Below are 22,865 nucleotides of genomic sequence, written 5' to 3' on the forward strand. Positions count from 1 at the left end.
GCGGCTAGCGTGCCCGCTTGGGCGCTTCGGGGACCAACGTCACCGCGAGGTGGTGCAGCATCAGAACGAACGTTATGGCCCAGGCGGCCAGCGCGATCCAGCTCTGCACCGAGCCGATGTAATAGACGATCGGCAGGTGGTCAGCCTGCCCCAGATAGTGGCTGCCCACCCCGTACATTCCCAGCGGGAAGATCACGCTCCACCACGGTGCCTCGTAGCGCAGTGAGATGCGGTGCACCACATGCCGCCACACCCCGGCGGCGATCAGCGGCGGGATCAGCCAGGTGCCGAAGGCCCAGAACAGCACCGACGTTCCGGCGATGAGACCACGGGTGGCGGTGACCATCGGCGCCTCGGCCATCTCGACGATCCTGGCACCGGCCAGCACCGTGATCGAAGCGGCGCCCATCGCCACCCAGTACTGCGGGATGAGGTCCCGGGGCAGCAGCGGGTAGAGCAGCAGTCGCAGCGCCACGAAGATTCCGGCGGCGCCATAGAGGAACACCCCGATCGACCACGAGACCACCGCCAGCAGCGCCAGACTCTGGCGCCAGGGCTCATCGATCTCCACCTCGAGGACCGCCGCCAGCACCGCGACGGATTGGCTGGCGACCACCCAGATGAACCAGGTGCCGTTGGCGCGTCGCACGACCGGCCGCTCCGAGCTGCCCAGCACGGCGGTCCAGGGAATCAGATAGCCGAGCACCAGCCAGGCCAGCGTACTGACCGACAACAGGCCGACCGCAACACCGGTGTGACCGTCGATGACCAGCCGGGCCCCCAGCACGTTGGTCGCCGAGACGAAGGTGAACAACCCGAACGCGCGACCGGAGTCCGACAGGTCGGCCCGGAACTCGTGGCGAAAGGCGATGAGCCGCACCGCCGATACTGCCACTAGGACCAGATACGACAGCACCGTCACCCACAGCAGCGGGACCGACAACCAGTAGGCGTCCTGGTGGTACATGGCCATCGACACCATTCCACTGGCCATCACCAGCGCGAAGTAGCCCGGGTTGAGGGTCCGCACCGCCTCTCGGATCCCGGTCGTCGGCCCTGTCATCGTTGCGCCCACCCGGTTCCAGCCCCTTTCATCGCGTATTGAAAGCGTGTCTGGGTATACCACCGGGCCGCATTCCGCGATGGCGGGTTATGGGCAATCGACACCGATCTCTACGCTGCCGCCCACCCCGCCGGAAGTAGATCGCGCGACGATGTTCTTGCGGTTCAGTCGAGCAGTTGCCGCAGCACGTACTGCATGATGCCGCCGTGCCGGTAGTAGTCGGCCTCACCGGGGGTGTCGATGCGCACCTTGGCGTCGAACTCCACCGATCCCGCCTTCACGTGCACCGTGTCGGGGATGGCGTCGTCCAGGGCGGTCACGCCGGTGATGTCGAAGGTCTCCTCACCGGTCAGGCCGAGCGAGTCGGCGTCGGCGCCGTCGGGGAACTGCAGCGGCAGCACCCCCATCCCGATCAGGTTGGAGCGGTGGATGCGCTCGTAGGAGACCGCCAGCACCGCTCGCACGCCGAGCAGCACGGTGCCCTTGGCGGCCCAGTCGCGGGAGGAACCGGACCCGTATTCCTTGCCGGCCAGGATCACCAACGGCACCCCGGCGTCGAGGTAGTTGACCGACGCGTCGTAGATGGTGCTGACCGGAGCGTCCGGTTGGGTGAAGTCGCGGGTGAAGCCGCCCTCGGTGCCGGGCGCCAGCTCGTTGCGCAGCCGGACGTTGGCGAATGTGCCGCGGATCATCACCTCGTGATTGCCGCGCCGGGAGCCGTAGGAGTTGAAATCCTTGCGCTCAATACCGTGCGCGGACAAGTACTTTCCCGCGGGTGAGTCATACCGGATCGATCCGGCCGGGCTGATGTGGTCGGTGGTGACCGAGTCGCCCAGTTTGGCCAGCACCCGGGCCCCGGTGATGTCGGTGACTGCCGCCGGCTCGGGGGTCATGCCGTCGAAGTACGGCGGCTGGCGCACGTAGGTGGAGTCGGGATCCCAGGAGAAGGTGTCGCCCGCCGGCACCTCCAGGGCCCGCCAGCGGTCGTCGCCGGTGAAGACGTCGGCGTAGCTGGCGGTGAACATCTCGGCCTGCAGGTTGTCGTCCACCACGGCGGCGATCTCCTCGGTGGTGGGCCAGATGTCGCGCAGATACACCGGCTCGCCGTCGCTGCCGGTTCCGATCGGGTCGGTGAGCAGATTGATCCGCAGCGTGCCGGCCAGCGCATAGGCGACCACCAGCGGGGGCGAGGCCAGGAAGTTCATCCGCACCTCGGGGTGGATGCGGCCTTCGAAGTTGCGGTTGCCCGACAGCACCGAACACACCGTCATGTCGTTGTCGACGACGGCCTTGCTCACCTCGGGGATGAGCGGACCGGAGTTGCCGATGCAGGTGGTGCAGCCGTAGCCGACCAGGTTGAAACCGAGCTTGTCCAGGTACGGGGTCAGGCCGGCCCGTTCGTAGTAGTCGGTGACCACCCGGGACCCGGGCGCCAGCGTGGTCTTCACCCACGGCTTGCGCGACAGTCCCTTGTCGACGGCGTTGCGCGCCAGCAGCGCCGCGCCGACCATCACCGACGGGTTGGAGGTGTTGGTGCAGGAGGTGATGGCGGCGATCACCACATCGCCGTTGTCGAGGTCGGTCTTGGTGCCGTCGGCCAGTTCGATCGACTCGGGATCGCTGGGCCAGGGCAGCTTGTCGTCGCCTTCCCATGGTCCACGCGGCTTGCCTTCGGGCTGGGGTTGGGCGAAGGCGATCGGGTCGCTGGCCGGGAAGGAATCCGCGGACGCCTCGTCCAGGGCCGACAGTGCCTGCTCCGTCGTTTCGGTGCCGCTGAGCAGCGCCGAGACGGTGGCCGGGGCCAGCCGCAACGGGATCCGGTCCTGCGGGCGTTTCGGGCCGGCGATGGATGGCTCGACGCTGCTCAGGTCCAGTTCGAGGATCTGCGAGTACTCCGGTTCGTGTCCGGGGTCATGCCACATGCCCTGTTCCTTGGCGTAGGCCTCCACCAGTTTGATCCGATGTTCGGACCGGCCGGTCAGCCGCAGGTAGTCGCAGGTGACGGCGTCGATCGGGAAGATCGCGCAGGTGGCCCCGTACTCTGGGCTCATATTGCCGATCGTCGCCCGGTTGGCCAGCGGGACGTTGGCCACGCCGGGGCCGAAGAACTCGACGAACTTGCCCACCACGCCGGTGCGTCGCAGCAGTTCGGCGACGGTGAGCACCAGGTCGGTGGCGGTGGTGCCGGTCTGCAGCTCACCGGTGAGTTTGAGCCCCACCACCTGGGGGATGAGCATGCTCATCGGTTGCCCCAGCATGGCGGCCTCGGCTTCGATGCCGCCGACACCCCAGCCGAGCACACCGAGACCATTGACCATCGGGGTGTGCGAGTCGGTGCCGACCAGCGTGTCCGGGTAGGCCTGTGGGCCTTCGTCGCTGTCGCGGGTGAACACCACGCGGGCCAGGTACTCCAGGTTGACCTGGTGGCAGATGCCGGTGTCGGGCGGCACCACCGAGAAGTCGTCGAATGCCTGCTGGCCCCAGCGCAGCAGTTGGTAGCGCTCGGCGTTGCGCTCGAATTCCAGTTCGGCGTTGATGGCGAACGCGTCGGTGCGACCGAAGACGTCGGCGATCACCGAGTGGTCGATCACCAGCTCGGTCGGGCACAGCGGGTTGATGCGTTTGGTGTCGCCGCCCAGCTCCGCGATCGCGTCGCGCATCGCCACCAGGTCGACGACGCACGGGACGCCGGTGAAGTCCTGCATCAGCACGCGGGCTGGCGTGTAGGCGATCTCCCGGCCGTGCTCGGCTTTCGGGTCCCAGGCGGCCAGCGCGTTGATCTGATCGGCGGTCACCAGCCGGCCGTCCTCGTTGCGCAGCAGGTCCTCCAGCAGCACCTTGAGGCTGTAGGGCAATCGCGCCGAGCCGTCGATGCGATCGAGGCGCCGAATCTGATAGCTGGTGTCGTCGACGGACAGCTGGTCTTTGGTTCCGAAGCTGTCGAGGATGGTCTGCTCGGCCATGGTGGGCCCCTCTCGCTGGGCGAATCGGGATACCACCGACCATAGTCCGCACCGGCGGCACGACCAGCAGGAAGTCGAACCTAACTAATTTAGTGGATGTTATTTGTGGACGGCGAAATGGGTGATCGCGCCGGAACATTCGAGTTCGTCGACCGTGAGGCCGGCTTCGGTGAACCACCGGCGGGCGTCGGCCAGGGTGCCGCCGGGCCCGAAGGTGCCGCTGGCCCGCATCAGCACCATGTAGGCGTCAGCGCGGGGAACCTGCCCGCGGGTGGCGAAATCGCCGACCAGCCGGCCGCCCGGCTTGAGGCAACGGGCGATCTCGCGGATGGCGGCGGCCGGGTCGGGTAGACAGTGCAGCCCGTTGAAGCTCACGCACAGGTCGAACTCGTCGTCGGCGAACGGGATCGCTTCGATGCTCGCCTCGACGAACTCGACGGTGTCACGCTGCTCGGGGCGCAGCCGCCGGCGGGCGTGGTCGAGCATGCCCGCCGAGATGTCCATCGCCACATAGCGCACGCGTTTGCCGGGCGCCAGGCGGGCGATGGTGATGCCGCCACCGCAGGGCACATCGAGTACGGCCGAGCCGTCAGGCAGCTCCGCGACGACGTCCATGGCCTGATAGATGCGGTCGACGTCGGTGCCGAAGAGCAGCCGGCCAAAGACTCGAGCCGCCGCGGGCCGTTCGATTGCGCGGGCATAGGCCGCGCCCACGGTCGCGGCGAAGATCCTGTTCTGCCAGAGCCGGCTGACGTTCATCAGCCGTGCTGGGCGGCGGCCTGTTCCAGCACCGGCCGCTTGTCCGGGCAGTAGGTGTGGATGGCCGCGCCCAGGAACTGCCAGACCTGCGGCTGGGTGGTGCCCTTCTGCAGGTTCGGGGTGATGAAGCGGACCGACTTGGCCGCGTCGCCGTCCACGCCCTTGTCGAGGCGCTCGCAGACGATCTTGCCCAGCCACGCGTTGTAGTCCCGAGGCCCGTAGATCCCGTAGCTGTGCAGTTCGTTGGCGAAATCAATGTCGGGGTCGGCCTGCGCCGGTGCGGCCAGCGCCACCGCCAAGCCCAGGACCGCCGCGGCGAGGGTCGTCGACTTCATGAGTTGCAGTGTAGACCCAGCTGGTTAGGTGGGCTTCCTTTGCGGTCGCCGGGGAGCTCGGGCACGCCCCGCCCACCTGGGTGAACGGCGAATTCGGGGCAGCGGGAAACCCAATCCGATGTGACGGGTCAGACATAAGGAATTTATGAGGTTTATAAATTTGTGACTATTAGCCGAATTTCTCGTATCCTGTCTTTCCGTGGGCCGACATGAGTTAGCCAGGAAGCGCCAACGGTCATCGGTTTTGATGGCTGCGCTCATCGCACCGGCAGCTATGTTCTTTGCTGTGGGAGGCAGTGCCAATCCTACGGTCGCGAAAGAAGCCGATCCGGTGGTTGCTGTAGACGATTCACCGGGCGGATTGCAGTTGGTTGCGGCTCCTGCCGATTACCTGCGGCAGGGTAGTCCGGAAGGCGTTGCCGCGGCCTCGCGAATGCGGATGGTGTCGCGCTTTCTGCCCGCCGGGGTCGCCTCCGAACGCGGCCTTCAGGTCAAGACGATCCTGGCCGCCCGCAGCATCAGCGACGCCTTTCCGCAGATCCACCAGATCGGTGGGGTGCGCGCCGACGCCTTGCGCTGGCACCCCAACGGCCTGGCGCTCGATGTCATGATCCCCAACCCCGGCAGCGCCGACGGCATCGCACTCGGCGACGCGATCGTGGCCTACGTGATGGAGAACGCCGATCGGTTCGGCCTGCAGGACGCCATCTGGCGCGGGATGTACTACACGCCCGGCGGTGGGGCGCAGCGCGGTGGCTACGGCCACTACGACCATGTCCACGTCACCACCACCGGTGGCGGATATCCCAGCGGCAGCGAGGTCTACCTGCGCTGAGGCTGCCGGTCGACGAAGAAGTCCATCAGCGGCTCGGGCCCACCACCGTAGACCGAGAAGTCCGTCACACCGGTCTCGGCCAGCACGTCGGCATCGATGAAGCACTGCCCACTGGCCTCCGCGGCCGAGCGGCGCAGGATCGCCACGGCGGCGTCCGCCATGATCTGCGGACTGCGGGCCTTCTCCAACAGCTCGCCGCCGTCGGGGGGGTTGGCCACCGCTGATGTCGCGATGTAGGTCTCCGGCCACAGGCAGTTGGCCGCGATTCCGGCGTCGGCGTATTCAGCAGCCCAGCCCAGGGTCAACAACGTCATGCCGTACTTGGACAGCGTGTAGGACGGGTGCACGCCCAGCCAGTAGGGGTTCATGTTGATCGGGGGAGCGACCGTCAACACGTGCGGTGCAGCAGAGCGCTGCAGGTGCGGCAGGCACGCCTTGGTCAATAAAAACGTCCCGCGGACGTTGATGTCCTGCATCAGGTCGAACTTCTTGGCGGACAGCTTGTCCGTCGGCTCGGTGGCGATCGAGCTGGCGTTGTTCACGCAGATGTCGATGCCGCCGAACCGCTCCACGGCGGCATCGACGGCGCGCTGCACGTCCTCTTCGCTACGCACGTCTCCGACGACGGCCAGGGCGTTGCCGCCGGCCGCCTCGACCTCGGCCGCGGCGGTGTGCACCGTGCCGGGCAGTCGCGGGTGCGGTTCGGCGGTCTTGGCCAGCAGCACTACGTTGGCGCCCAACCGAGCGGCGCCCAGGCCGATCGCCAATCCGATGCCACGGCTGCCGCCGGACACCACCATGGTGCGGCCGGAGAATTCGCTGCCTGCCACCCGCTGACTCCTCGTTCGTCGATGCGTTGCCGTAGCGCCTATCCGAGCGGATTCGCCCGCCCCGCGCCCGACCGCAAGAGTGACAGTTTGATGCAGAATTGTAAAGTTCGCCAGGTGTCTGCCGGAGCCTTGAGCGCGGCGGCCGACACCTGATTGCGGGTCGGGCCGGCGCTCACCAGATCAGTCCCTTGACCATGGCGACCGGAGGGATGTCCTCGACGGCGATCAGCCCGGCGGGGGCATCACACACCCAGTCGATCACGTTGACGATGCGCGCCGCCGTGGAGATACAGCCGGCGTCGGTCGAGTCGTAGTCGGGGTGCGAGAGTTGGGTGTTGAGCTCCACCCGCGGCTCACCTTCGACGACGACCCGGTGTACTCCGATCTGACCGTCCGGTGGGTACTCCCAGTCGGGCGCCGACGCCGGAGTGAGGCGGGTGATGTGTTCCATGGTGATGACCGGTGCACCGTTGATCACTCCCTCGACGGCGAACCGGGCGGCGGCCATCTGCCCGGGCTCCACTGTGGTCATGGCGCATTCGATCCGATCGGTGGCATACCAGGCATCGGCGCGTTGCCGCACCTCGTCCAGCTCGATTCCCAGATGGTGGGCCAGATTTCGCACCGGTCCACCCCACATCGAGGTGATCACACCGGGCAAGAACAACGCCGGCATCACGTCGCTGCCGCGGGGTAGCCCGAAACCCATGGTCCTTCCGGTGAATTCGAAATCGTCGTAGTTGCCGTAGTCAAAGATCTCTTGCACGGTCACGGATGTGATGCGGGTGGCCAAGCTCATGGCCGCGAGCGCCTCGGTGTCGCCCGAATACCCGGGATCCACTCCGTTGACGTAGAGCGAAGAGTTTCCGGCCTTGCAGGCCTGGGCCAGTGGTTCGCGCAGCCAGTCGTCGGCCAGGTGCGGCGTAACCATCCAGACCATCGACGAGGCGACGACGTTGCTGCCGGCGGACAAGAACCTCGCCATCTGCTCGATCGCGTCGAGCGGACGTGTCTCGGCCTGGGCCGTGTACACCACGCAGTCTGCGCCGAGCGCCAGTAGCGCATCGATGTCGTCGGTGGCGAGCACTCCGGTGGGTTCACGGCGGCCGCAGAGTTCGGCCGCGTCGCGACCGATCTTGTCCGGACTCGAGGCGTGCACGCCTACCAACTCCAGATCCGGCCGGCCGATGATCGCCCACAACGAATGGCGTCCGACATTGCCGGTGGAGAACTGAACTACTCTGCGCATCCTCAGTCCGTTCAATTGGAGAACAGCGGTGCCCGGATCATGGACGGTAACCATGTTGACTGACTCGAGTCAACAACCGGGCCGCTGCCCCGAGCGCCTAACGACGCCGCTGCCGGCGAACGAGCTTGATGAACTCCACCGTCGATCTGCGCACCGACTCGAATTCCAACGACAGCAGCAATGTGTCGACCATCGCGAAGGGCAGCGTTGTTGCCACGGCACCGCGGCCGTACTCGATGTGCCAGGAGTTGGGCGCGATGGTGAGGCCCCGGGCGCGGCCCCTCTCGAGGCAGGTGTGCTCACCGGGTAGCAACGTCATCGGCTCAGCGTCGTCGGATTCGAGGTCGTAGGAGTCGATCCGTCCGGCCAGCAGGAATTTGTGAATGTCCACGCGCTTGTAGCGCCCCGAAAACCCCTGGGTGCCGGTGGGGGAGCCGAAGATGACGACGTACTCCCGCGGGCTGAAGTAAAGAAAGCGGACCTTGCCCAGGATGCCGCCGGCCTTGCTGCCGACCCAACGACCTGCCGTCGGATCGATCAGGTCCGGATACTCCTCCGCGAGCAACGCGACGGCCCGCGTGACCGCTTCGTCACGCACCGCTGACTCGGCAACGACCTGTTTGGCGACCCTGTGCAAGGTCTCCGGGTCGATCTTGTATGCCATCGTTCGAACACTAGCGACACAGCAGTGCCACCGCCCCCGGATCGGTACTGACCGGTACCTACGGTTGGCCGGTGGTCGGCGGTCCTACGACCTCTATCCTCGGCGGAGTGCCCGAGCCCTCCGTAGCAGCCTTGCGCAGCCGGCTCGACGGCCTGACCATTCGCGACGCCGCGCATTTCGGCAGGCGCCTCAAGCAGCTGCGTGATGGCCAGTCGCAGCAGCTGCGGCAACTGGCGGAGCAGCTCACCGCCGCCGAAGCAGTCCTCGCCGCGAGACGCGCCGCCGTACCGGCGATCAGCTATCCCGACCTGCCGGTCAGCGATCGGCGTGACGAGATCGCCGCGGCGATCCGGGCGCACCAAGTGGTGGTGGTGGCCGGGGCGACCGGGTCGGGCAAGACGACGCAGCTCCCGAAGATCTGCCTCGAGCTCGGCCGGGGCATCCGCGGCATGATCGGCCACACCCAGCCGCGTCGGCTCGCCGCGCGCACGGTCGCTCAGCGCATCGCCGACGAGCTCGACACCCCGCTCGGCGACGCCGTCGGTTACAGCGTGCGGTTCACCGACCGGGTCAGCGACCGCACGTGCGTCAAGCTGATGACCGACGGCATCCTGCTCGCCGAGATCCAGCGGGACCGGCGGTTGCTGCGCTACGACACGGTGATTCTCGACGAGGCCCACGAACGCAGCCTCAACATCGACTTCCTGCTGGGCTACCTGCGTCAGTTGCTGCCCCGGCGGCCCGATCTGAAGCTGATCATCACCTCGGCGACCATCGAGCCGCAGCGCTTCGCGGCGCACTTCGGGGGCGGGACGCCCATCATCGAGGTGTCCGGCCGGACCTATCCGGTGGAGATCCGTTACCGCCCACTGGAAGTGGCGGTCACCACGAGTGCCGACGACGACCCCGACGATCCCGACCGGGAGATCGTGCGCACCGAGATGCGCGACGAGATCGAGGCGATCATCGACGCGATCGGCGAGCTGACGGCTGAGCCGCCCGGCGACATCCTGGTCTTTTTGTCCGGTGAGCGCGAAATCCGCGATACCGCCGACGCATTGCAAGGACTGCGTCCAGGCGGCCACCCCCTTGAGGTATTGCCGCTGTATGCCCGGCTGCCGACCGCCGAACAACAGAAGGTGTTCGCCCGGCGCCCGGCATCCAACATCACCCGGCGAGTGGTGCTGGCGACCAATGTGGCCGAGACGTCGCTGACCGTGCCCGGCATCCGCTATGTCATCGACCCCGGCAACGCCCGAATCTCGCGCTACAGCAGGCGGTTGAAGGTGCAGCGACTGCCCATCGAACCGATCTCGCAGGCGTCGGCCGCCCAGCGATCCGGCCGCTGCGGGCGCACCGCCCCGGGGGTATGCATCCGGCTGTACTCGCAAGCCGACTTCGAGGCCCGGCCGGCCTACACCGACCCCGAGGTGCTGCGCACCAATCTCGCCGCGGTGCTGCTGCAGATGGCTGCGCTGCGACTCGGTGAGGTGGCGGACTTCCCGTTCCTGGATCCACCGGATGCGCGCAGCATCCGCGACGGGGTGGCGCTGCTGGTCGAACTCGGCGCGTTCGACGCGAACGGGCAGATCACCGACCTGGGTCGCCGACTGGCCCGGCTGCCGGTCGACCCGCGGCTGGGCCGGATGATCCTGGCGGCCGGCGCCGAGGGGTGTGTACGCGAGGTGCTGGTGGTGGCGGCGGCGCTGACGATCCCTGACCCGCGGGAACGGCCCACCGACCGACAGGAGGCCGCCCGCGCCAACCACGCCCGCTTTGCCGATGACGAGTCGGACTTCATGTCCTACCTGAACCTGTGGCGATATCTCACCGAGCAACGAAAGGCGCTGAGCGGCAGCGCGTTCCGTCGAATGTGCCGGACCGAGTTCCTGCATTATCTGCGAATCCGCGAGTGGCAGGATCTGGTGGGGCAGCTGCGCAGCGTCGCGCGGGATCTGGGCCTGGATGAGGCCGGGGTCGATGTCGACGAGCCGGTCGGCCGGGCCCGGGTGCACGCGGCGCTGCTGGCCGGGTTGCTGTCGCACGTGGGGATGCGCCGCGTGGACGGGCGCGACTATCTGGGGGCGCGCAACTCCCGGTTCGTGTTGGCGCCCGGATCGGTGCTGGCCAAACGACCGCCGCGGTGGGTGGTGGTGGCCGAGCTGGTCGAGACCAGCCGGCTCTACGGGCGCACCGCGGCGCGCATCCAGCCCGACGTCATCGAGCGGGTGGCGGGGGAGCTGGTGCAGCGTAGCTACAGCGAACCGCACTGGGATGCGCAGCGCGGTGAGGTGCTGGCCTACGAACGGGTGACGCTGTACGGCCTGCCGCTGGTGGCGCGGCGCCGGGTCGGCTATGCCCGGGTCGATCCGACGCTGGCCCGCGAGCTGTTCATCCGGCACGCGCTGGTGGAGGACGACTGGCAGAGCCGCCACGGTTTTGTGGCCGACAACGCGCGGTTGCGGGCCGAGCTCGACGAGTTGCAGGACCGGGCCCGCCGTCGCGATCTGATCGTCGACGACGACGAGATCTACGCGTTCTACGACGCCCGGATACCGGCCGACGTCGTCTCCGCCCGGCACTTCGACGGCTGGTGGAAAAAGCAACGGCGTCAGACCCCCGACCTGTTGACGTTGAGCCGCGACGATCTGCTGCGTGCCGATGGCGCGGTTGTCGCCGGCCGGCCCGACAGCTGGCAGACCGGTGACGCCAGCCTGCCGCTGAGCTACCGGTTCGAGCCCGATGCCGCCGACGACGGCGTCACGGTGCACGTGCCGATCGATGTGCTGGCCCGGCTCGGCAGTGACGCCTTCACCTGGCAGGTACCGGCACTACGCGAGGAGTTGGTGACCGCGCTGATCCGCTCGCTGCCCAAGGAGCTGCGGCGAAACTTCGTGCCCGCCCCCGACACCGCCCGCGCAGTGCTGCCCGCGCTCGACCCCGACGGCGGCTCCTTGCTGGCCGCGCTGCAACGCGAGCTGCGACGGCGCACCGGTGTCCTGGTGCCCATCGAGGCCTTCGATCTGACCAGGCTGCCTGCCCATCTGCGGGTGACGTTCAGCATCGAAGCTGCCGACGGCTCGGAGTTGGCGCGCGGGGAGGACCTGGGCGCCCTGCAGGAGCGCTTCGCCGCGTCGGCGCGCGACGCGGTCGCCGGGGTGGTCGCCGGCGAGCTGCAGCGGAGCGGACTGCGCGACTGGCCCGCCGACCTCGCGGACCTGCCGCGGGTGGTCGAGCACGTGGTCGGCGGGCGGGTGGTCCGCGGCTATCCGGCGTTCGTCGACACCGGTACCGCCACCGACCTACGAGTCTTCGCCACCGCCGGCGAACAGGCCGCGGCCATGACGGCCGGCATCCGGCGGCTGCTACGCTGCTGCGTCCCATCGCCCGTCAAAGCGATTGAGCGCCAGTTGGATCCAGGCACCCGGTTGGCATTGAAGGCCAATCCGGACGGGTCACTGACCGCACTGCTCGATGACTGCACCGACGCAGCGGTCGAGTCGCTGATGGACGGCCCGGTATGGACGCGCGAGGCGTTCGCCACGCTGCGGGCCGCGGTGGGCGAGGCCCTGATGGCAACGACGCAGGACGTGCTGCGGCGCGTCGAGAAGTTGCTCGCCGCGGCCCGTGACGTCGACCTGCTGGTTCCCGCGCAGCCGCCGGCTGCCCACCGCGACGCCGTCGCCGATGTTCGCGACCAGCTGCACCGGCTGTTGGCGCCCGGCTTCGTCACCGCCGCGGGGCGCGCACGACTGGGCGATGTCACCCGCTATCTGGCCGCGATCCGGCGGCGCCTCGACCAGCTGCCGCATGCCAGCACCGCCGACGGGCAGCGGATGGACCAGGTGCACGCGGTGCAGGACGCCTACGACCAGCTGCTCGCCGGATTGCCGGCGACGCGCCGCACCGCCGCCGACGTTCGCGACATCGGTTGGCAGATCGAGGAATTGCGTGTCAGCCTGTGGGCTCAGCAGCTCGGCACTTCGCGTCCGGTCAGTGAGAAGCGGATCTATCGGGCGATCGATGCCGCCGGCAACTCCGGTTGAGCAGTGGCGGGGGCCGATTGGCCGGTATGGTGCTAGCTGTGAGCGCCGTCGCGATCCCTCCGCCATTGGTCGACCGCCGTGACATGAGCGCACAGTGGTTCACCCACGTCCTGCGCCACTGTGGTGTCCTCACCGAGGGCTCCGTCACGGCCGTGACCGCGTCGCCTATCGGCACCGGCCAGGTCGCGGACACCCTGGTGTTCGCCCTGAGCTACGACCGCGCCGATACGGGCGCCCCGGCCAGTGTGGTGGCCAAGTTGCCGGCCGAAGATCCCAACAGCCTGCAGGCCGCCGTCATCCAGCGACTCTACGAGCGCGAGGTGCGGTTCTATCAGCAGCTGTACGGCCGGACCGCGGTGGCGACGCCGGGCTATCTCTACAGCGATATCGACACCGCCACAGGCCGGTTCGTGCTGCTACTGGAGAACATGACGCCGGTGGCCGCCGTCGACCAACTCAGCGGGTTCACCGTCGAGCACGCACGCCGCGCGCTGGCACAGGCGGCAGCGTTACACGCCCCGTTCTGGGGCCGACCCGAGTTCGACGACTACGACTGGCTCAACCACAGCCGCAACACCGCCGAGATGCTGGCGCAGCTGGTTCCGCTACTGATCGGGCAGTTCTGCGAACGTTACGCCGCCGAACTGGGACCCGACCTCGCCGGGCGAATGCGGCGGCTCAGCGCCCACGCTGCGACCCCCGCCTCCGAACCGCTGTGCCCGATCACCGTCATACACGGCGACTTTCGCACCGACAACATGCTTTTCGACGCCAAGGGCGGTGAGGTGCCCGTGGCGGTGGTCGATTGGCAGACCGTAGACCGCGGCAACGGGTTGATCGACGTCGCGTTCCTGCTCGGCACCGCCTTGGATCCGCAGCTCCGAGCGGCCCACGAGCAGGAGTTGGTCCGCGGTTACTTCGACTCGCTGGTCGCCGGCGGCGTCTCCGGCTATGACTGGGAGCAGTGCTGGACCGACTACCGTCGCCAGGCGGCCTATGCGGTGTTCTTCCTGGCGCCGGCCGCGATGCTGGTCGAGCGCACCCGGCGAGGCGACGAGATGTTCCTGACCATGATGCGCCGGGCGTTTGCCCAGATCAGCGATCTGGGCACCGAGGCACTGCTGGACGGCGAGCCCACGTGTTGACACCGTTTGACGACTATCCCGTCCATCAGACGCCGGTGGCGCTGGCGCACGCCGGCAACGGCCACCCCGACCACTACGACCGATTCTGGTTCAACGGCTACACCGAAGACTTCTATTTCGCCGTGGCACTGGGGATCTACCCGAACCGCGGCGTCATCGACGCCGCGTTCAGCGTGGTCAGTGACGGCACACAGCAGTCCGTGTTCGCCTCCGGGCGAGCCCCGCTCGATCGCACCCAGACCGCGGTCGGTCCCATCAGGATCGAGATCGTCGAACCGCTGCGCATCAACCGCGTCATCGTCGATGCGCCCGAGCACGGGCTGGCTGCCGATGTGACGTTCTGCGCGCGCACCGCCGGCTACGAGGAGCCGCGCCAGACCCGCTATGCGGGAACGCGGTTGGCCATCGACATGACCCGCGCCTCACAGTTGGGCCGGTGGTCGGGATCGGTGGACGTCAACGGTGCCACGCATGCCTTCGACCAGCAGACCGTCTACGGCACCAAGGACCGGTCATGGGGCCTTCGTCCGGTTGGGCTGCCCGCAGCGGCGGCACCCGAAGCGTCGGTGGGGCAACTGTTTTTCCTATGGGCCCCGCTGAATTTCGAGGACATCGGCGTGCACTACCTGACATTCGAGGACCACACGGGAGCCGCATGGGCCCGAAGTGGGGTGGTGTTGCCCATCCTGGGCCCCAGCGAACCGGTCTACGGTCCGCAGGACCGCGTCGAGCACGTCGACATCAGCCACACCATCGACTGGGCACCCGGCCTACGCCGCTCCCAAGGGGCACGGCTGGAATTCAGGCGGGGCGGGTCCGCGGAAAGCATTGAGCTGGAACCGTTGCTGACGTTCCGGATGAAGGGTGCCGGCTATTTTCATCCGCAATGGTCGCACGGCCTGTGGCACGACGAGCTGGCCGTCGGCGGCGAGCGGCTGGCGGTGGGCGACCTCGACAATCTGTCCCTGGACAACATTCACGTCCAGCAGGTCATGCGGGCCCGATGGGGGGAGCGGACCGGAATCGGGGTGCTCGAACAGCTGGCTGTCGGCCCGCATGAGCCGAGCGGGTTCACCGGCCTGGTGGATGTGCCCGCGGTTGGTTGATCTGCCCGCCAGTCGGCGGCGATAGGACGTAGATTCGCCGGTGGAAGCCGTCGCGGTTGCGGCGGTGGGAGGAGCTGCGATGACTGATGACCTCACCATCCTGGCGAACTACATCGACCGCTGCTCCAACTGGGGCCGGTGGGGAGCCGATGATCAGCTGGGCACCGTCAATCTCATCACCCCGGAGAAGGTTCGCGAGGCCGCGGGACTGGTCAATACCGGCAAGACGATCTCGTTGAGCATGCGCTACGACGGCCACGGGCCGCAGACCGGTCATCTCGGCAGAAGCAATCCTCGGCTGTATCAACTGGCTTCAGGTCCCGGGTACCTCGCCGGATAACAGCAGGATTTGGAGACCTCCACGCTGGCCGAATGGCGGCGGTCAACCGGGCAGCCCACCGCCGGCTACTACGACGACGTGCTGGTGATGCCCACTCAGGCCGGAACCCAGTGGGACGCGTTGTGCCACTTCTTCTGGCGCGGCCAGATGTACAACGGGTATACGGCCGCCAACGCGGGAACCTCCGGCAGTAGCACCAACGGCGTGCACAACTGGACGGCCAGGATCGTGACCCGCGGGGTGTTCGTCGACCTGGCCGCACACCGCGGCGTCGAATCCCTTGACCCCGGGTATGCCATCACCACCGATGATCTCGAGGAATACCTCGACGCCAAGAATCTCGACATCCGCTCCGGCGATGCGCTGCTCATCCGGACCGGTTTCATGACGGCCCGTCGGGGGTGCTGGGGCGACTATGCCGGCGGCCCGTCACCCGGATTGTCGCTGCACACCGCGCCGTGGCTGCACGACAAGGACATCGCGGCCGTCGCGAGCGACACCTGGGGTATCGAGGTGCTGCCCAGCGAAATCGATTGCTGGGAGCCGCTGCACATCGTGTCTCTGGTGCACACTGGCCTGGCATTCGGCGAGATCTTCGACCTCGATGCGCTCTCGGCTGATTCGAGCGCCGACGGGGTGTACGAGGTCATGTTCGCCGCGTCGCCGCTGCCCCTGGTGTCCGTTGTCGATCTATCTGGGGCAGGTCTGGGACCCTGACCTGCGGTGCCTCAGATCAAGTGACGACCGGCAACGGACGGTTTGCCATTTGAACTGGGGTAGGTCGACTTTCGTGGCAGCGAGCGAGCTTGATGGGGTCTCAGTTGTCTCTGGAGCGGAGTCGCCTGTGGGGTAGGGGCGGGAGGATTCCGAACGCCTGGTCCAGCGCGCGGCCGGGGTTTGTCAGCCATCAGCGGGTCCTGCTTGGTCCGGCTGGGACCTGAAGATGCCGCCAGAAACCCCGGCCCGCGCTCGCGCCGTCGACACAGTCCACGTCAGCCTCGCTCACCGGTTCCCGGAACGCCCTGACCATGCCTGGCCAGTCCACCAGTGGATGTACGATCAGCAACTCATGCGGCACGCCGGCCGCGATGACGGTGCCGCACGTTGGGCCACCAGCTGGCTTCGCGCAGCAGTGTGGCGATGGCGGGGACGGTGAGGGTGCGCACCAGGAAGGTGTCGAGGAGTAGCCCACAGCCGATGATGAGTCCGGCCTGGATCATGATGGCGATCGAGCCGGTGGTGAGGCCGAACATGCTGGCGGCGAAGATCAGGCCGGCTGAGGTGATGACGGAGCCGGTGTTGGCGACGGTGCGTAGTACGCCGACGCGGGTATTGGGTCCGGATTCTTCGCGCAGCCGTGAGACGAGCAGCATGTTGTAGTCGGCGCCGACTGCTACCAGGATGATGAACGCCAACAGGGGTACCGGCCAGGCGATTTCGTATCCGAGGCCCCATTGGAATATCAGAACGCCGATGCCTAGTGAGGCCAAGTAGTTCAAAACGACGGTGCCCAGCAGGTACAACGGGGCCACTATGGCGCGCAGCAACACCACCAGGATGAGCCCGACAATGAGCAGGGTGGCGATGGCCAGTTGGGCGAAGTCCGCCCGCAGCAATCGCTGGATGTCGGAGTTGACGGCGGGGAACCCGGCAACCGAGACGGAGGCGTCGGCCAGTGAGGTGTTGGGCCGCGCCGCGTTGGCAACGTCGACGATCTTGTGTGCCAGGCGGATTGCTGCGCCACTGTAGGGGTCGGGGGTCGATTCGATGGCAAAGCGTGCGGTTTTGCCGTCGGCTGACAGGAATTGTTTCGCTACATCGGCGAATCGGCGGTTCTCAAAGACATTGGCGGGCAGGTAGAAGCCGCTGGCGGAGTCCGAGGAGGCGCTGGCGCGAGCGGAGTTCTGCAGTTGGGTGGCGATCTGGTTCATCCCGGACAGCAGTTCGATGTTGCTGTCGACCAGCGTGTGCACGCCGGTCGCCAGTGCTTGGGCGCCCGCGGCGAGTTGGCTGATGCCGTCTTGGAGTCGACTGATGTTGCCGGCCAGGTCGGCGGGATCACCGAGGGCTCCGAAGGCCTTGTCCAAGGCGGTGACCGCGGTTTGGACATTGGCGAGGGTGCCGGCCACGGTGGCATTAGTGTCGGGGTTGTAGTGGTCGCCGAGGTCGGCGACCTCGGTGAAGAATCCGCTGTCGCGCAAGCTCACCAGAATCTGAACTTGATCGCGGATTTGGGCGCACTGCGGTGTGGTGGCGCACCACGGGGAGGTGTTGAGGGCGCCGACGAGGGGGTTGAGGATGGCGATGGCGTTTTGGGCTTGTTCGGCCAGGGGCCGCAGCCCGGGGCCGGATTGGATGGCTTTGTCGACGGCCGGGGCGGTGGCTGAAAGCTGTTGCAGCAAAGGCTGGAACCGCTGAACCTGAGTGCCGGCGGACTGAGCTTGAGCCAGTATCCCGGTCAGTGGTGTCAAAGCGCTGCGCAGGGTGGTGTCAAGCTGAGCGAGCCCGCCGGCGAGTTGGTCGGCGCCGTCGGTGAGCCTGGCGAGATCGTCCTTGCGTTCGTTGCCGTCGGCGACGGCGCCAGCCAACTTGTCGCCGATCTGGCCGTTCTGCCACGAGAGTTGGGCCTGCTCGAGGCGCTCTCCGGTGGGCCGGGTGACCCCGGAAACTTTTTTGACGCCGGGAATCTGGGAGATGCGGGAGGCCATTTCGTCGAGGTCGGCCAGCCCCTTACCGGTGCGCATGTCGGTGGGGCTTTCCACGACCAGGAATTCGGGGATGACGATATCTTTGCCGAAGTGGCGGTCCAGCAGCTGGTAGCCCTGGTTGCTGGCGGTGCTGGTGGGCTGGCCTTTGCGGTCGTCGTAGCTGATTTTCATCGTCGCCGCGACTCCTGCCAGAGCCAGCAGGATGACCAGGCTGGTGATCAGCAACCGGCCGGGGCGCCGGACCACCGCGACGGCGACGCTGTTCCAGTACCGGCGGGTCCGATCGGATTTTGGTTCGCCGATACGGCGTTTGGCGGCCAGCGCCAGCACCGGCGGCAGCAGCGTGACCGTGGCTGCGAATCCGACGAGCACCGCGACCGCGCACGCCGGGCCGAGCGCGGCGAACACACTCAGGCGGGCGAAGACCATCGCCAAAAACGCGAACGCGACGGTGGCCGCCGAGGCCAGGATCACCCGGCCGATGCTGGCTGTAGCGTGGATAACGGCCTGATCGGCGGGCACCTGCGCGCGGCGCTGCTCGTGATAGCGGCTGATCAAAAACACCGTGTAATCGGTGCCCGCGCCCAGCAGGATCGCGGTCATAAACGCCACGGTGAACTGCGAGACAGGCATACCCATCTCGCCCAGTGCGGACAGCGCACCGCGCCCGACGGCCAGGCTCACCCCGATCACCAGCAGCGGCAGCAGCGCGGTGAACACCGACCGGTACACGATCAGCAGGATCAGCGCGATCAGACCTGCAGTCGCGATCGAAATCAGCAGCAGGTCGTGCTCGGCAGAAGCGATCATGTCACTGAACGTCGCCGGCGGCCCCGTCACATACGCCGTGGTCGACGTGCCGGCGAACACCCCAGCGGCGATGCCACGCACCGCCTGCACGGAGGCGGCCGCGGTGGGATCACCCAGCGTGCCGGCCACGCCCACCGGCAGATACCAAGCCTGGTGGTCGTGGCTGACCGCGTGGGCCGCGGTGACCGGGTCGGCCAGCAGGTCTTCAACCAGCAAGACGTGATCGGTGTCGGCGCGCAGCCGCGCCACCAGCTGGTCGTAGTGCTGCCGCGCCGCGGGGGTCAACCCGGCGGGGTCTTCCATCGCGACGAACACCATCGTTTTGGAACCCTGTTCGCCGAACGCCGCGCTCATGCGGTCCACCGTTTGAAACGACGGCACATCGCGCGGGAGCAGGTTCACCGACTGCTGCCGCACCACCGTCTCCAACTGGGGAAACAACAGCGCCAGCACCACCGCAACGCCGACCCATGCCCCCATCACCAGCGCCTTGTGCCGCACCGTGAACCCAGCCAGCGCCGCCAACCGCGCGCTGTACTCGCTGGAATCGGCCGTAGGGGTCGAACGACCATTGCGCTTCAGCAGTGTCGCCGTGGTACCCGAGAAGTCCCGATCGCCGTCGGCCACCACACCTCCATCAAACGAAACTATCGATATCGCTACGCTACTCGCAGTACCACATCGTCGATACATGCGCTATTCAGCGGCGCACGCGCGACGCAGCGCGGAATAGACCATTAACGACGTGCGGCGAGATCTACCTCGGCGTCGTCGGCCTCGAGGATGTCATAGCGGACCACCCGGACCCGCCCATGCGGCAGGCACGCCATGTAGCCATGGTGCCTGCCGTACAACTCCCAGGCGGTGACCTGCGGGTGGGCGTCAACATCGATGCGGTGTCCGCTGGAAAAACCAAGGTGCAGCCCACCACCATCGCCGCACCATGCCTGCGTGCACACCGCGCCGGCGAGATCCAGCAGTGGGCGCTCATGAGTCGCGACCCGGCCGGGATCGATGAACACTGCCTCGACCGGAAAGTCACCGACGGCGGGCAGCGTAAGCCGCAGCGGGCGGTAAATGACCACCTCATTGCAGTCATCGAAGTCCAACACCAGCCCATCACGCAGCGACACGCGTTGCACAACGCACGCTTGAATCCATTGGGGGTACATGGCGCCTCCGTCGACACATCCTCGGGTGATGCACAAATAGTACTACTAGTAGCGCTCCGCTACTAGTAGTAGCGTTAACTGCGAGCCACGGATGCCGAACGGACACTACGGCGCTCCCACTACGAACCGTTTCGCTGCGCTACCGTTAGTGCCATAACCGTCGGCCTAAGCGCGCAACGCCGGCCAAAAACGCGGAAGCAGCGAGGTGAGCGAGGGTGAGCAGCCGGCTGGAGTTCGGCCACGACGACGGCAACGACGATGACAACATCGACCCCCGCCGGATCCGATCCCGCAATCGCCTACTGGACGCAGCGGCCGCACTGCTCACCAGCGGCGGCATTGAGGCCGTCACCATCGATGCGGTCACCAAAGCCTCCAAGGTGGCTCGCACCACCCTCTACCGCCATTTCAACAACTCGTCGCAGTTGCTCGCAGCGACCTTCGAGCGGCTGCTACCTCAAGTCACCCCGCCCGCACCGGCCAGTGGAACGCTGCGCGAACGGCTCATCGAACTGCTCACCCGCCAGGCCGCCTTATTCGCCGACGCTCCGCTGCACGTCACCGCGCTGGCCTGGCTCGCCCTGGGCCCCACCGAAACCACCGATCACACCAGCGGTGAGCACGCCCCCAGGGCGCTACGCGCACGAGTCATTGACCAATACCGACAACCCTTCGACGCCATCCTGCAAAGCACCGAAGCCCGCGCCGAACTCGGCGACTTCGACGTCGAACTCGTACTGTGCCAACTCATCGGGCCATTCGCCTTCGCGCGAATGACCGGCCTACGCACCATGACTGCCCACGACTGCACACGCATCGTCGACGACTTCCTCACCGCCCACCGTCACAACGACAGCGAACCCGCAACCACACAGGTCGGCGATAATTTCACCGCAGGTCAGGCACCAAACAGTGCCTCAGGTCAAACGAGAACGGACACCCGCGCTGGCCGTGGCCGACGCGCACCCACTTCTCGGCCGAATGAGGGCGATTAGCCGACGTTGCACCACGTTGCGGGCTCGTTCCCTGCCTTGGAGTCGGGCCGGTTGACGCGTGTGGCGCTGAGTTGCTGATCATAGATCCACTGTTCGATGGGGCGGGTGTGGTCGCGGCGCCGGGGAAACCGGCCGCCGATACTGACGTAGACCGCATCGACGGCGCGGGCTCGCGCGGGTGTTGCTGCCACGGTGTTCCAGATCCGGACGCGAGCGTCAGCCAGGATGGCGGCCAAGGCGATCAGATCGGGGTAGGCGGCGATGTGGGCGTCGACGTCGGCGTGGGCGGGCGGCAGCGTGAACAGGCCCGCGCTGCGTGACCAGCAGCGGTGGATCCGCGCGGCATCCTTGACCGCGAAGCGCGCGGTGTTGTTGTGGCGGCGGTGCAGTCGGGCATGGCGCTGCGCGGCGGCGATCACGACGGGTGCACAGCGCAGATCGCGTTGATCATCGAGGGTGTGGGTGCCCGGACCGATCCATCTGCGGTGTTGGCGGCAGACGGTGGCGTAGTCGGGCAACCAGCAGTAGACGGGCTCGTAGACCCCGCGGCGTGCCATGCAGAGCCGGCATGCGGGCCGGGCGTGGCGGCGTTGTCGGGTGGTGTGGCGGTCGCGGTCGGCCAGCCCTATTAGTCGGGCATCAAGAGTGACTAAAGGGTGGTTGCTGGCGGTTGCCAACCAGTCCGGCCTGGGACGGCAGATCGCGGGACCGTCGGCCAGGTAGCACCGCAGCTGCCGGGGTTTCACATGGTTGGCGTGCGCGAGGCGATCAAGGTAGGACTGGACGGTCTCGGTGTGAAACGGTGTGACGGTTCGGGGTAACGGCGCCACGGGCCCCTGGGGCCACGCCGGGGCGGTAGACACCTCAGCTGGCACTGCGTTGTGCCGATGTTTGGGCCGCGTAGTCGATGAGCACGGTGTCCATCAGCTCTCGGGTGACGCTTTCGGTTTCGTCGAGCATGCTGCGGATCGCCGCCGCGCGGATCAGGTGCGCCAGGCTGCCGATCATGCCGCCGGTGCGTTGATGCAGGTACTTGGCCTCGGCGACCAGCGTTCCCGCGTTGTGACGGTGCAGCCGCAGGGTGCCTTCCATCGCGGCCACCAGCGACTTCCATTCTCCGGCGTATGGGAACGAGCTGGTGTTGATCACGCCGCAGCGCCCGGCGAGCTGGCGGCCGCGGGTGCCGGTGAACACGCCGGAGCGCTCGACGTCGATGCCAGCGTAGACGAAGGTGGCCGGTAGGTGTTCGGTGAAGTACTTCAGATGATCGGACAGTTCTTCGCCGGCGCGGGTGTCGAGGTTGAGGTTGTGGATCTCATCGACGATCACAATGTCGGTGCGGGCGTCGATGAGGACCTGACAGACAGCATCAGAGATGTCGGTGACGTTCATCCGCGGTTGTATCATCGGAAGGCCCAGAAATCGGGCGAACTCCATCGCGAGTTTGCGCGGCGAGCCTTTCGGCGGCGCCGTCGCATACACCACCGGAATCCGGGACTTGTCGGCGAATCGTGTCCGGATACGCAGTTCGTGAAACCGACCGAGCTGTTTGACCGCGGTGGTCTTCCCAGTTGCGGCTGCCCCGGAAATGATCAGTCCGCGCCGGGCGCCGATCTCGCGTTGGTTGAGCAGCGTCAGCAGCCGGCCCTCGTTGGTGATGCGCTGGATCGCCGACGTGGTGACCACGACCAATTCACTGTGATGAGCGACGCGGGCCTCGTTGTAGTTGGTCCGCTCGGCCTCCGACAGGGCGCTCCACTGCGCATCGGGGCGTGTCATTCCATCTGTGTAAGTCCGGGGTGGTCCACCATCGGACCGCCGTTGGGGCGGACAGAAGGAGTGTTT

At 67.0% G+C, this 22,865-nt stretch carries 15 protein-coding genes and 2 pseudogenes; 6 read left to right on the forward strand and 11 right to left on the reverse strand.

Annotation, left to right across the window (positions count from 1 at the left end; translation table 11 throughout):
* Positions 1-4: 4 nt before the first annotated feature.
* The 4 genes from BST10_RS13680 to BST10_RS13695 form a co-directional block, all read right to left on the reverse strand.
* On the reverse strand, positions 5-1,063 hold the full coding sequence (locus BST10_RS13680) for a tellurite resistance/C4-dicarboxylate transporter family protein (RefSeq protein WP_083038310.1): 1,059 nt from the start codon (positions 1,061-1,063) through the stop codon (positions 5-7).
* Positions 1,064-1,227: 164 nt separating this feature from the next.
* Complete coding sequence (acnA, locus tag BST10_RS13685) at positions 1,228-4,026, reverse strand: aconitate hydratase (protein ID WP_013829014.1); 2,799 nt, start codon at positions 4,024-4,026, stop codon at positions 1,228-1,230.
* A gap of 99 nt (positions 4,027-4,125) precedes the next feature.
* Entirely contained in the window at positions 4,126-4,785 is a 660-nt protein-coding gene (locus BST10_RS13690) for a class I SAM-dependent methyltransferase (protein WP_013829013.1), read from the reverse strand.
* Complete coding sequence (locus BST10_RS13695; RefSeq protein WP_013829012.1) at positions 4,785-5,120, reverse strand: DUF732 domain-containing protein; 336 nt, start codon at positions 5,118-5,120, stop codon at positions 4,785-4,787. The genes BST10_RS13690 and BST10_RS13695 overlap by 1 nt, the downstream gene beginning before the upstream one ends.
* A gap of 199 nt (positions 5,121-5,319) precedes the next feature.
* On the opposite strand from BST10_RS13695, the gene BST10_RS13700 reads away from it, so the two are divergent.
* The gene (locus tag BST10_RS13700; protein ID WP_041317935.1) at positions 5,320-5,955 is read left to right on the forward strand and encodes a VldE C-terminal domain-containing protein; all 636 of its coding nucleotides are present in this window, start codon (positions 5,320-5,322) and stop codon (positions 5,953-5,955) included.
* Here BST10_RS13700 and BST10_RS13705 read toward each other — a convergent pair.
* The 3 genes from BST10_RS13705 to BST10_RS13715 all read right to left on the reverse strand — a co-directional run bounded on the left by BST10_RS13705 (position 5,943) and on the right by BST10_RS13715 (position 8,740).
* Positions 5,943-6,785 (reverse strand): SDR family oxidoreductase, encoded by an 843-nt coding sequence (locus tag BST10_RS13705; protein WP_109559514.1) that lies wholly within the window; start codon positions 6,783-6,785, stop codon positions 5,943-5,945. The two genes, BST10_RS13700 and BST10_RS13705, sit on opposite strands and share 13 nt — an antisense overlap.
* A gap of 172 nt (positions 6,786-6,957) precedes the next feature.
* Entirely contained in the window at positions 6,958-8,034 is a 1,077-nt protein-coding gene (locus tag BST10_RS23315; protein ID WP_013829009.1) for an NAD(P)H-dependent amine dehydrogenase family protein, read from the reverse strand.
* 97 nt (positions 8,035-8,131) lie between these two features.
* On the reverse strand, positions 8,132-8,740 hold the full coding sequence (locus tag BST10_RS13715) for an ERG2 family protein (RefSeq protein ID WP_264079676.1): 609 nt from the start codon (positions 8,738-8,740) through the stop codon (positions 8,132-8,134).
* A 65-nt stretch (positions 8,741-8,805) separates the two neighbouring features.
* On the opposite strand from BST10_RS13715, the gene hrpA reads away from it, so the two are divergent.
* The 4 genes and pseudogenes from hrpA to BST10_RS13735 all read left to right on the forward strand — a co-directional run bounded on the left by hrpA (position 8,806) and on the right by BST10_RS13735 (position 16,052).
* Positions 8,806-12,744, forward strand: a complete 3,939-nt coding sequence (gene hrpA, locus BST10_RS13720; RefSeq protein ID WP_083038316.1) for an ATP-dependent RNA helicase HrpA — start codon at positions 8,806-8,808, stop codon at positions 12,742-12,744.
* A 38-nt stretch (positions 12,745-12,782) separates the two neighbouring features.
* Positions 12,783-13,889, forward strand: a complete 1,107-nt coding sequence (locus BST10_RS13725; protein ID WP_163762330.1) for a phosphotransferase family protein — start codon at positions 12,783-12,785, stop codon at positions 13,887-13,889.
* Positions 13,883-14,995, forward strand: coding sequence for an Rv3169 family protein (locus BST10_RS13730; protein ID WP_083038320.1), 1,113 nt, complete (start codon positions 13,883-13,885; stop codon positions 14,993-14,995). The genes BST10_RS13725 and BST10_RS13730 overlap by 7 nt, the downstream gene beginning before the upstream one ends.
* Before the next feature lie 79 nt (positions 14,996-15,074).
* Positions 15,075-16,052 (forward strand): annotated as a pseudogene (locus BST10_RS13735) (cyclase family protein).
* Between the two features lie 350 nt (positions 16,053-16,402).
* Here BST10_RS13735 and BST10_RS13740 read toward each other — a convergent pair.
* Positions 16,403-19,480 carry an MMPL/RND family transporter gene (locus tag BST10_RS13740; RefSeq protein ID WP_371869108.1) on the reverse strand — a complete coding sequence of 1,026 codons (3,078 nt, stop codon included), beginning with the start codon at positions 19,478-19,480 and terminating at the stop codon, positions 16,403-16,405.
* Between the two features lie 110 nt (positions 19,481-19,590).
* Complete coding sequence (locus tag BST10_RS13745; protein ID WP_083038322.1) at positions 19,591-20,025, reverse strand: DUF6188 family protein; 435 nt, start codon at positions 20,023-20,025, stop codon at positions 19,591-19,593.
* A gap of 215 nt (positions 20,026-20,240) precedes the next feature.
* Here BST10_RS13745 and BST10_RS13750 point away from each other — a divergent pair, with 215 nt between their 5' ends.
* On the forward strand, positions 20,241-21,020 hold the full coding sequence (locus BST10_RS13750; RefSeq protein WP_083038324.1) for a TetR/AcrR family transcriptional regulator: 780 nt from the start codon (positions 20,241-20,243) through the stop codon (positions 21,018-21,020).
* On the opposite strand, the gene BST10_RS13755 is transcribed toward BST10_RS13750, so the two are convergent.
* Together BST10_RS13755 and BST10_RS13760 are read right to left on the reverse strand one after the other, a co-directional pair.
* Positions 21,017-21,577 (reverse strand): hypothetical protein, encoded by a 561-nt coding sequence (locus BST10_RS13755; protein WP_013828996.1) that lies wholly within the window; start codon positions 21,575-21,577, stop codon positions 21,017-21,019. The two genes, BST10_RS13750 and BST10_RS13755, sit on opposite strands and share 4 nt — an antisense overlap.
* Positions 21,578-21,884: 307 nt before the next feature.
* Positions 21,885-22,787: pseudogene (locus tag BST10_RS13760) on the reverse strand (TniB family NTP-binding protein); the annotation flags it as partial.
* Positions 22,788-22,865: the final 78 nt, after the last annotated feature.

It is taken from the genome of Mycolicibacter algericus DSM 45454, from assembly GCF_002086455.1.
Taxonomy (GTDB): domain Bacteria; phylum Actinomycetota; class Actinomycetes; order Mycobacteriales; family Mycobacteriaceae; genus Mycobacterium; species Mycobacterium algericum.

Coding starts and splice junctions, on each gene's coding strand:
- BST10_RS13680 (WP_083038310.1), bottom strand. CDS start 1,063: ATGACAGGGCCGACGACCGGGATCCGAGAGGCGGTGCGGACCCTCAAC.
- acnA (WP_013829014.1), bottom strand. CDS start 4,026: ATGGCCGAGCAGACCATCCTCGACAGCTTCGGAACCAAAGACCAGCTG.
- BST10_RS13690 (WP_013829013.1), bottom strand. CDS start 4,785: ATGAACGTCAGCCGGCTCTGGCAGAACAGGATCTTCGCCGCGACCGTG.
- BST10_RS13695 (WP_013829012.1), bottom strand. CDS start 5,120: ATGAAGTCGACGACCCTCGCCGCGGCGGTCCTGGGCTTGGCGGTGGCG.
- BST10_RS23315 (WP_013829009.1), bottom strand. CDS start 8,034: ATGCGCAGAGTAGTTCAGTTCTCCACCGGCAATGTCGGACGCCATTCG.
- BST10_RS13745 (WP_083038322.1), bottom strand. CDS start 20,025: ATGTACCCCCAATGGATTCAAGCGTGCGTTGTGCAACGCGTGTCGCTG.
- BST10_RS13755 (WP_013828996.1), bottom strand. CDS start 21,577: ATGGCACGCCGCGGGGTCTACGAGCCCGTCTACTGCTGGTTGCCCGAC.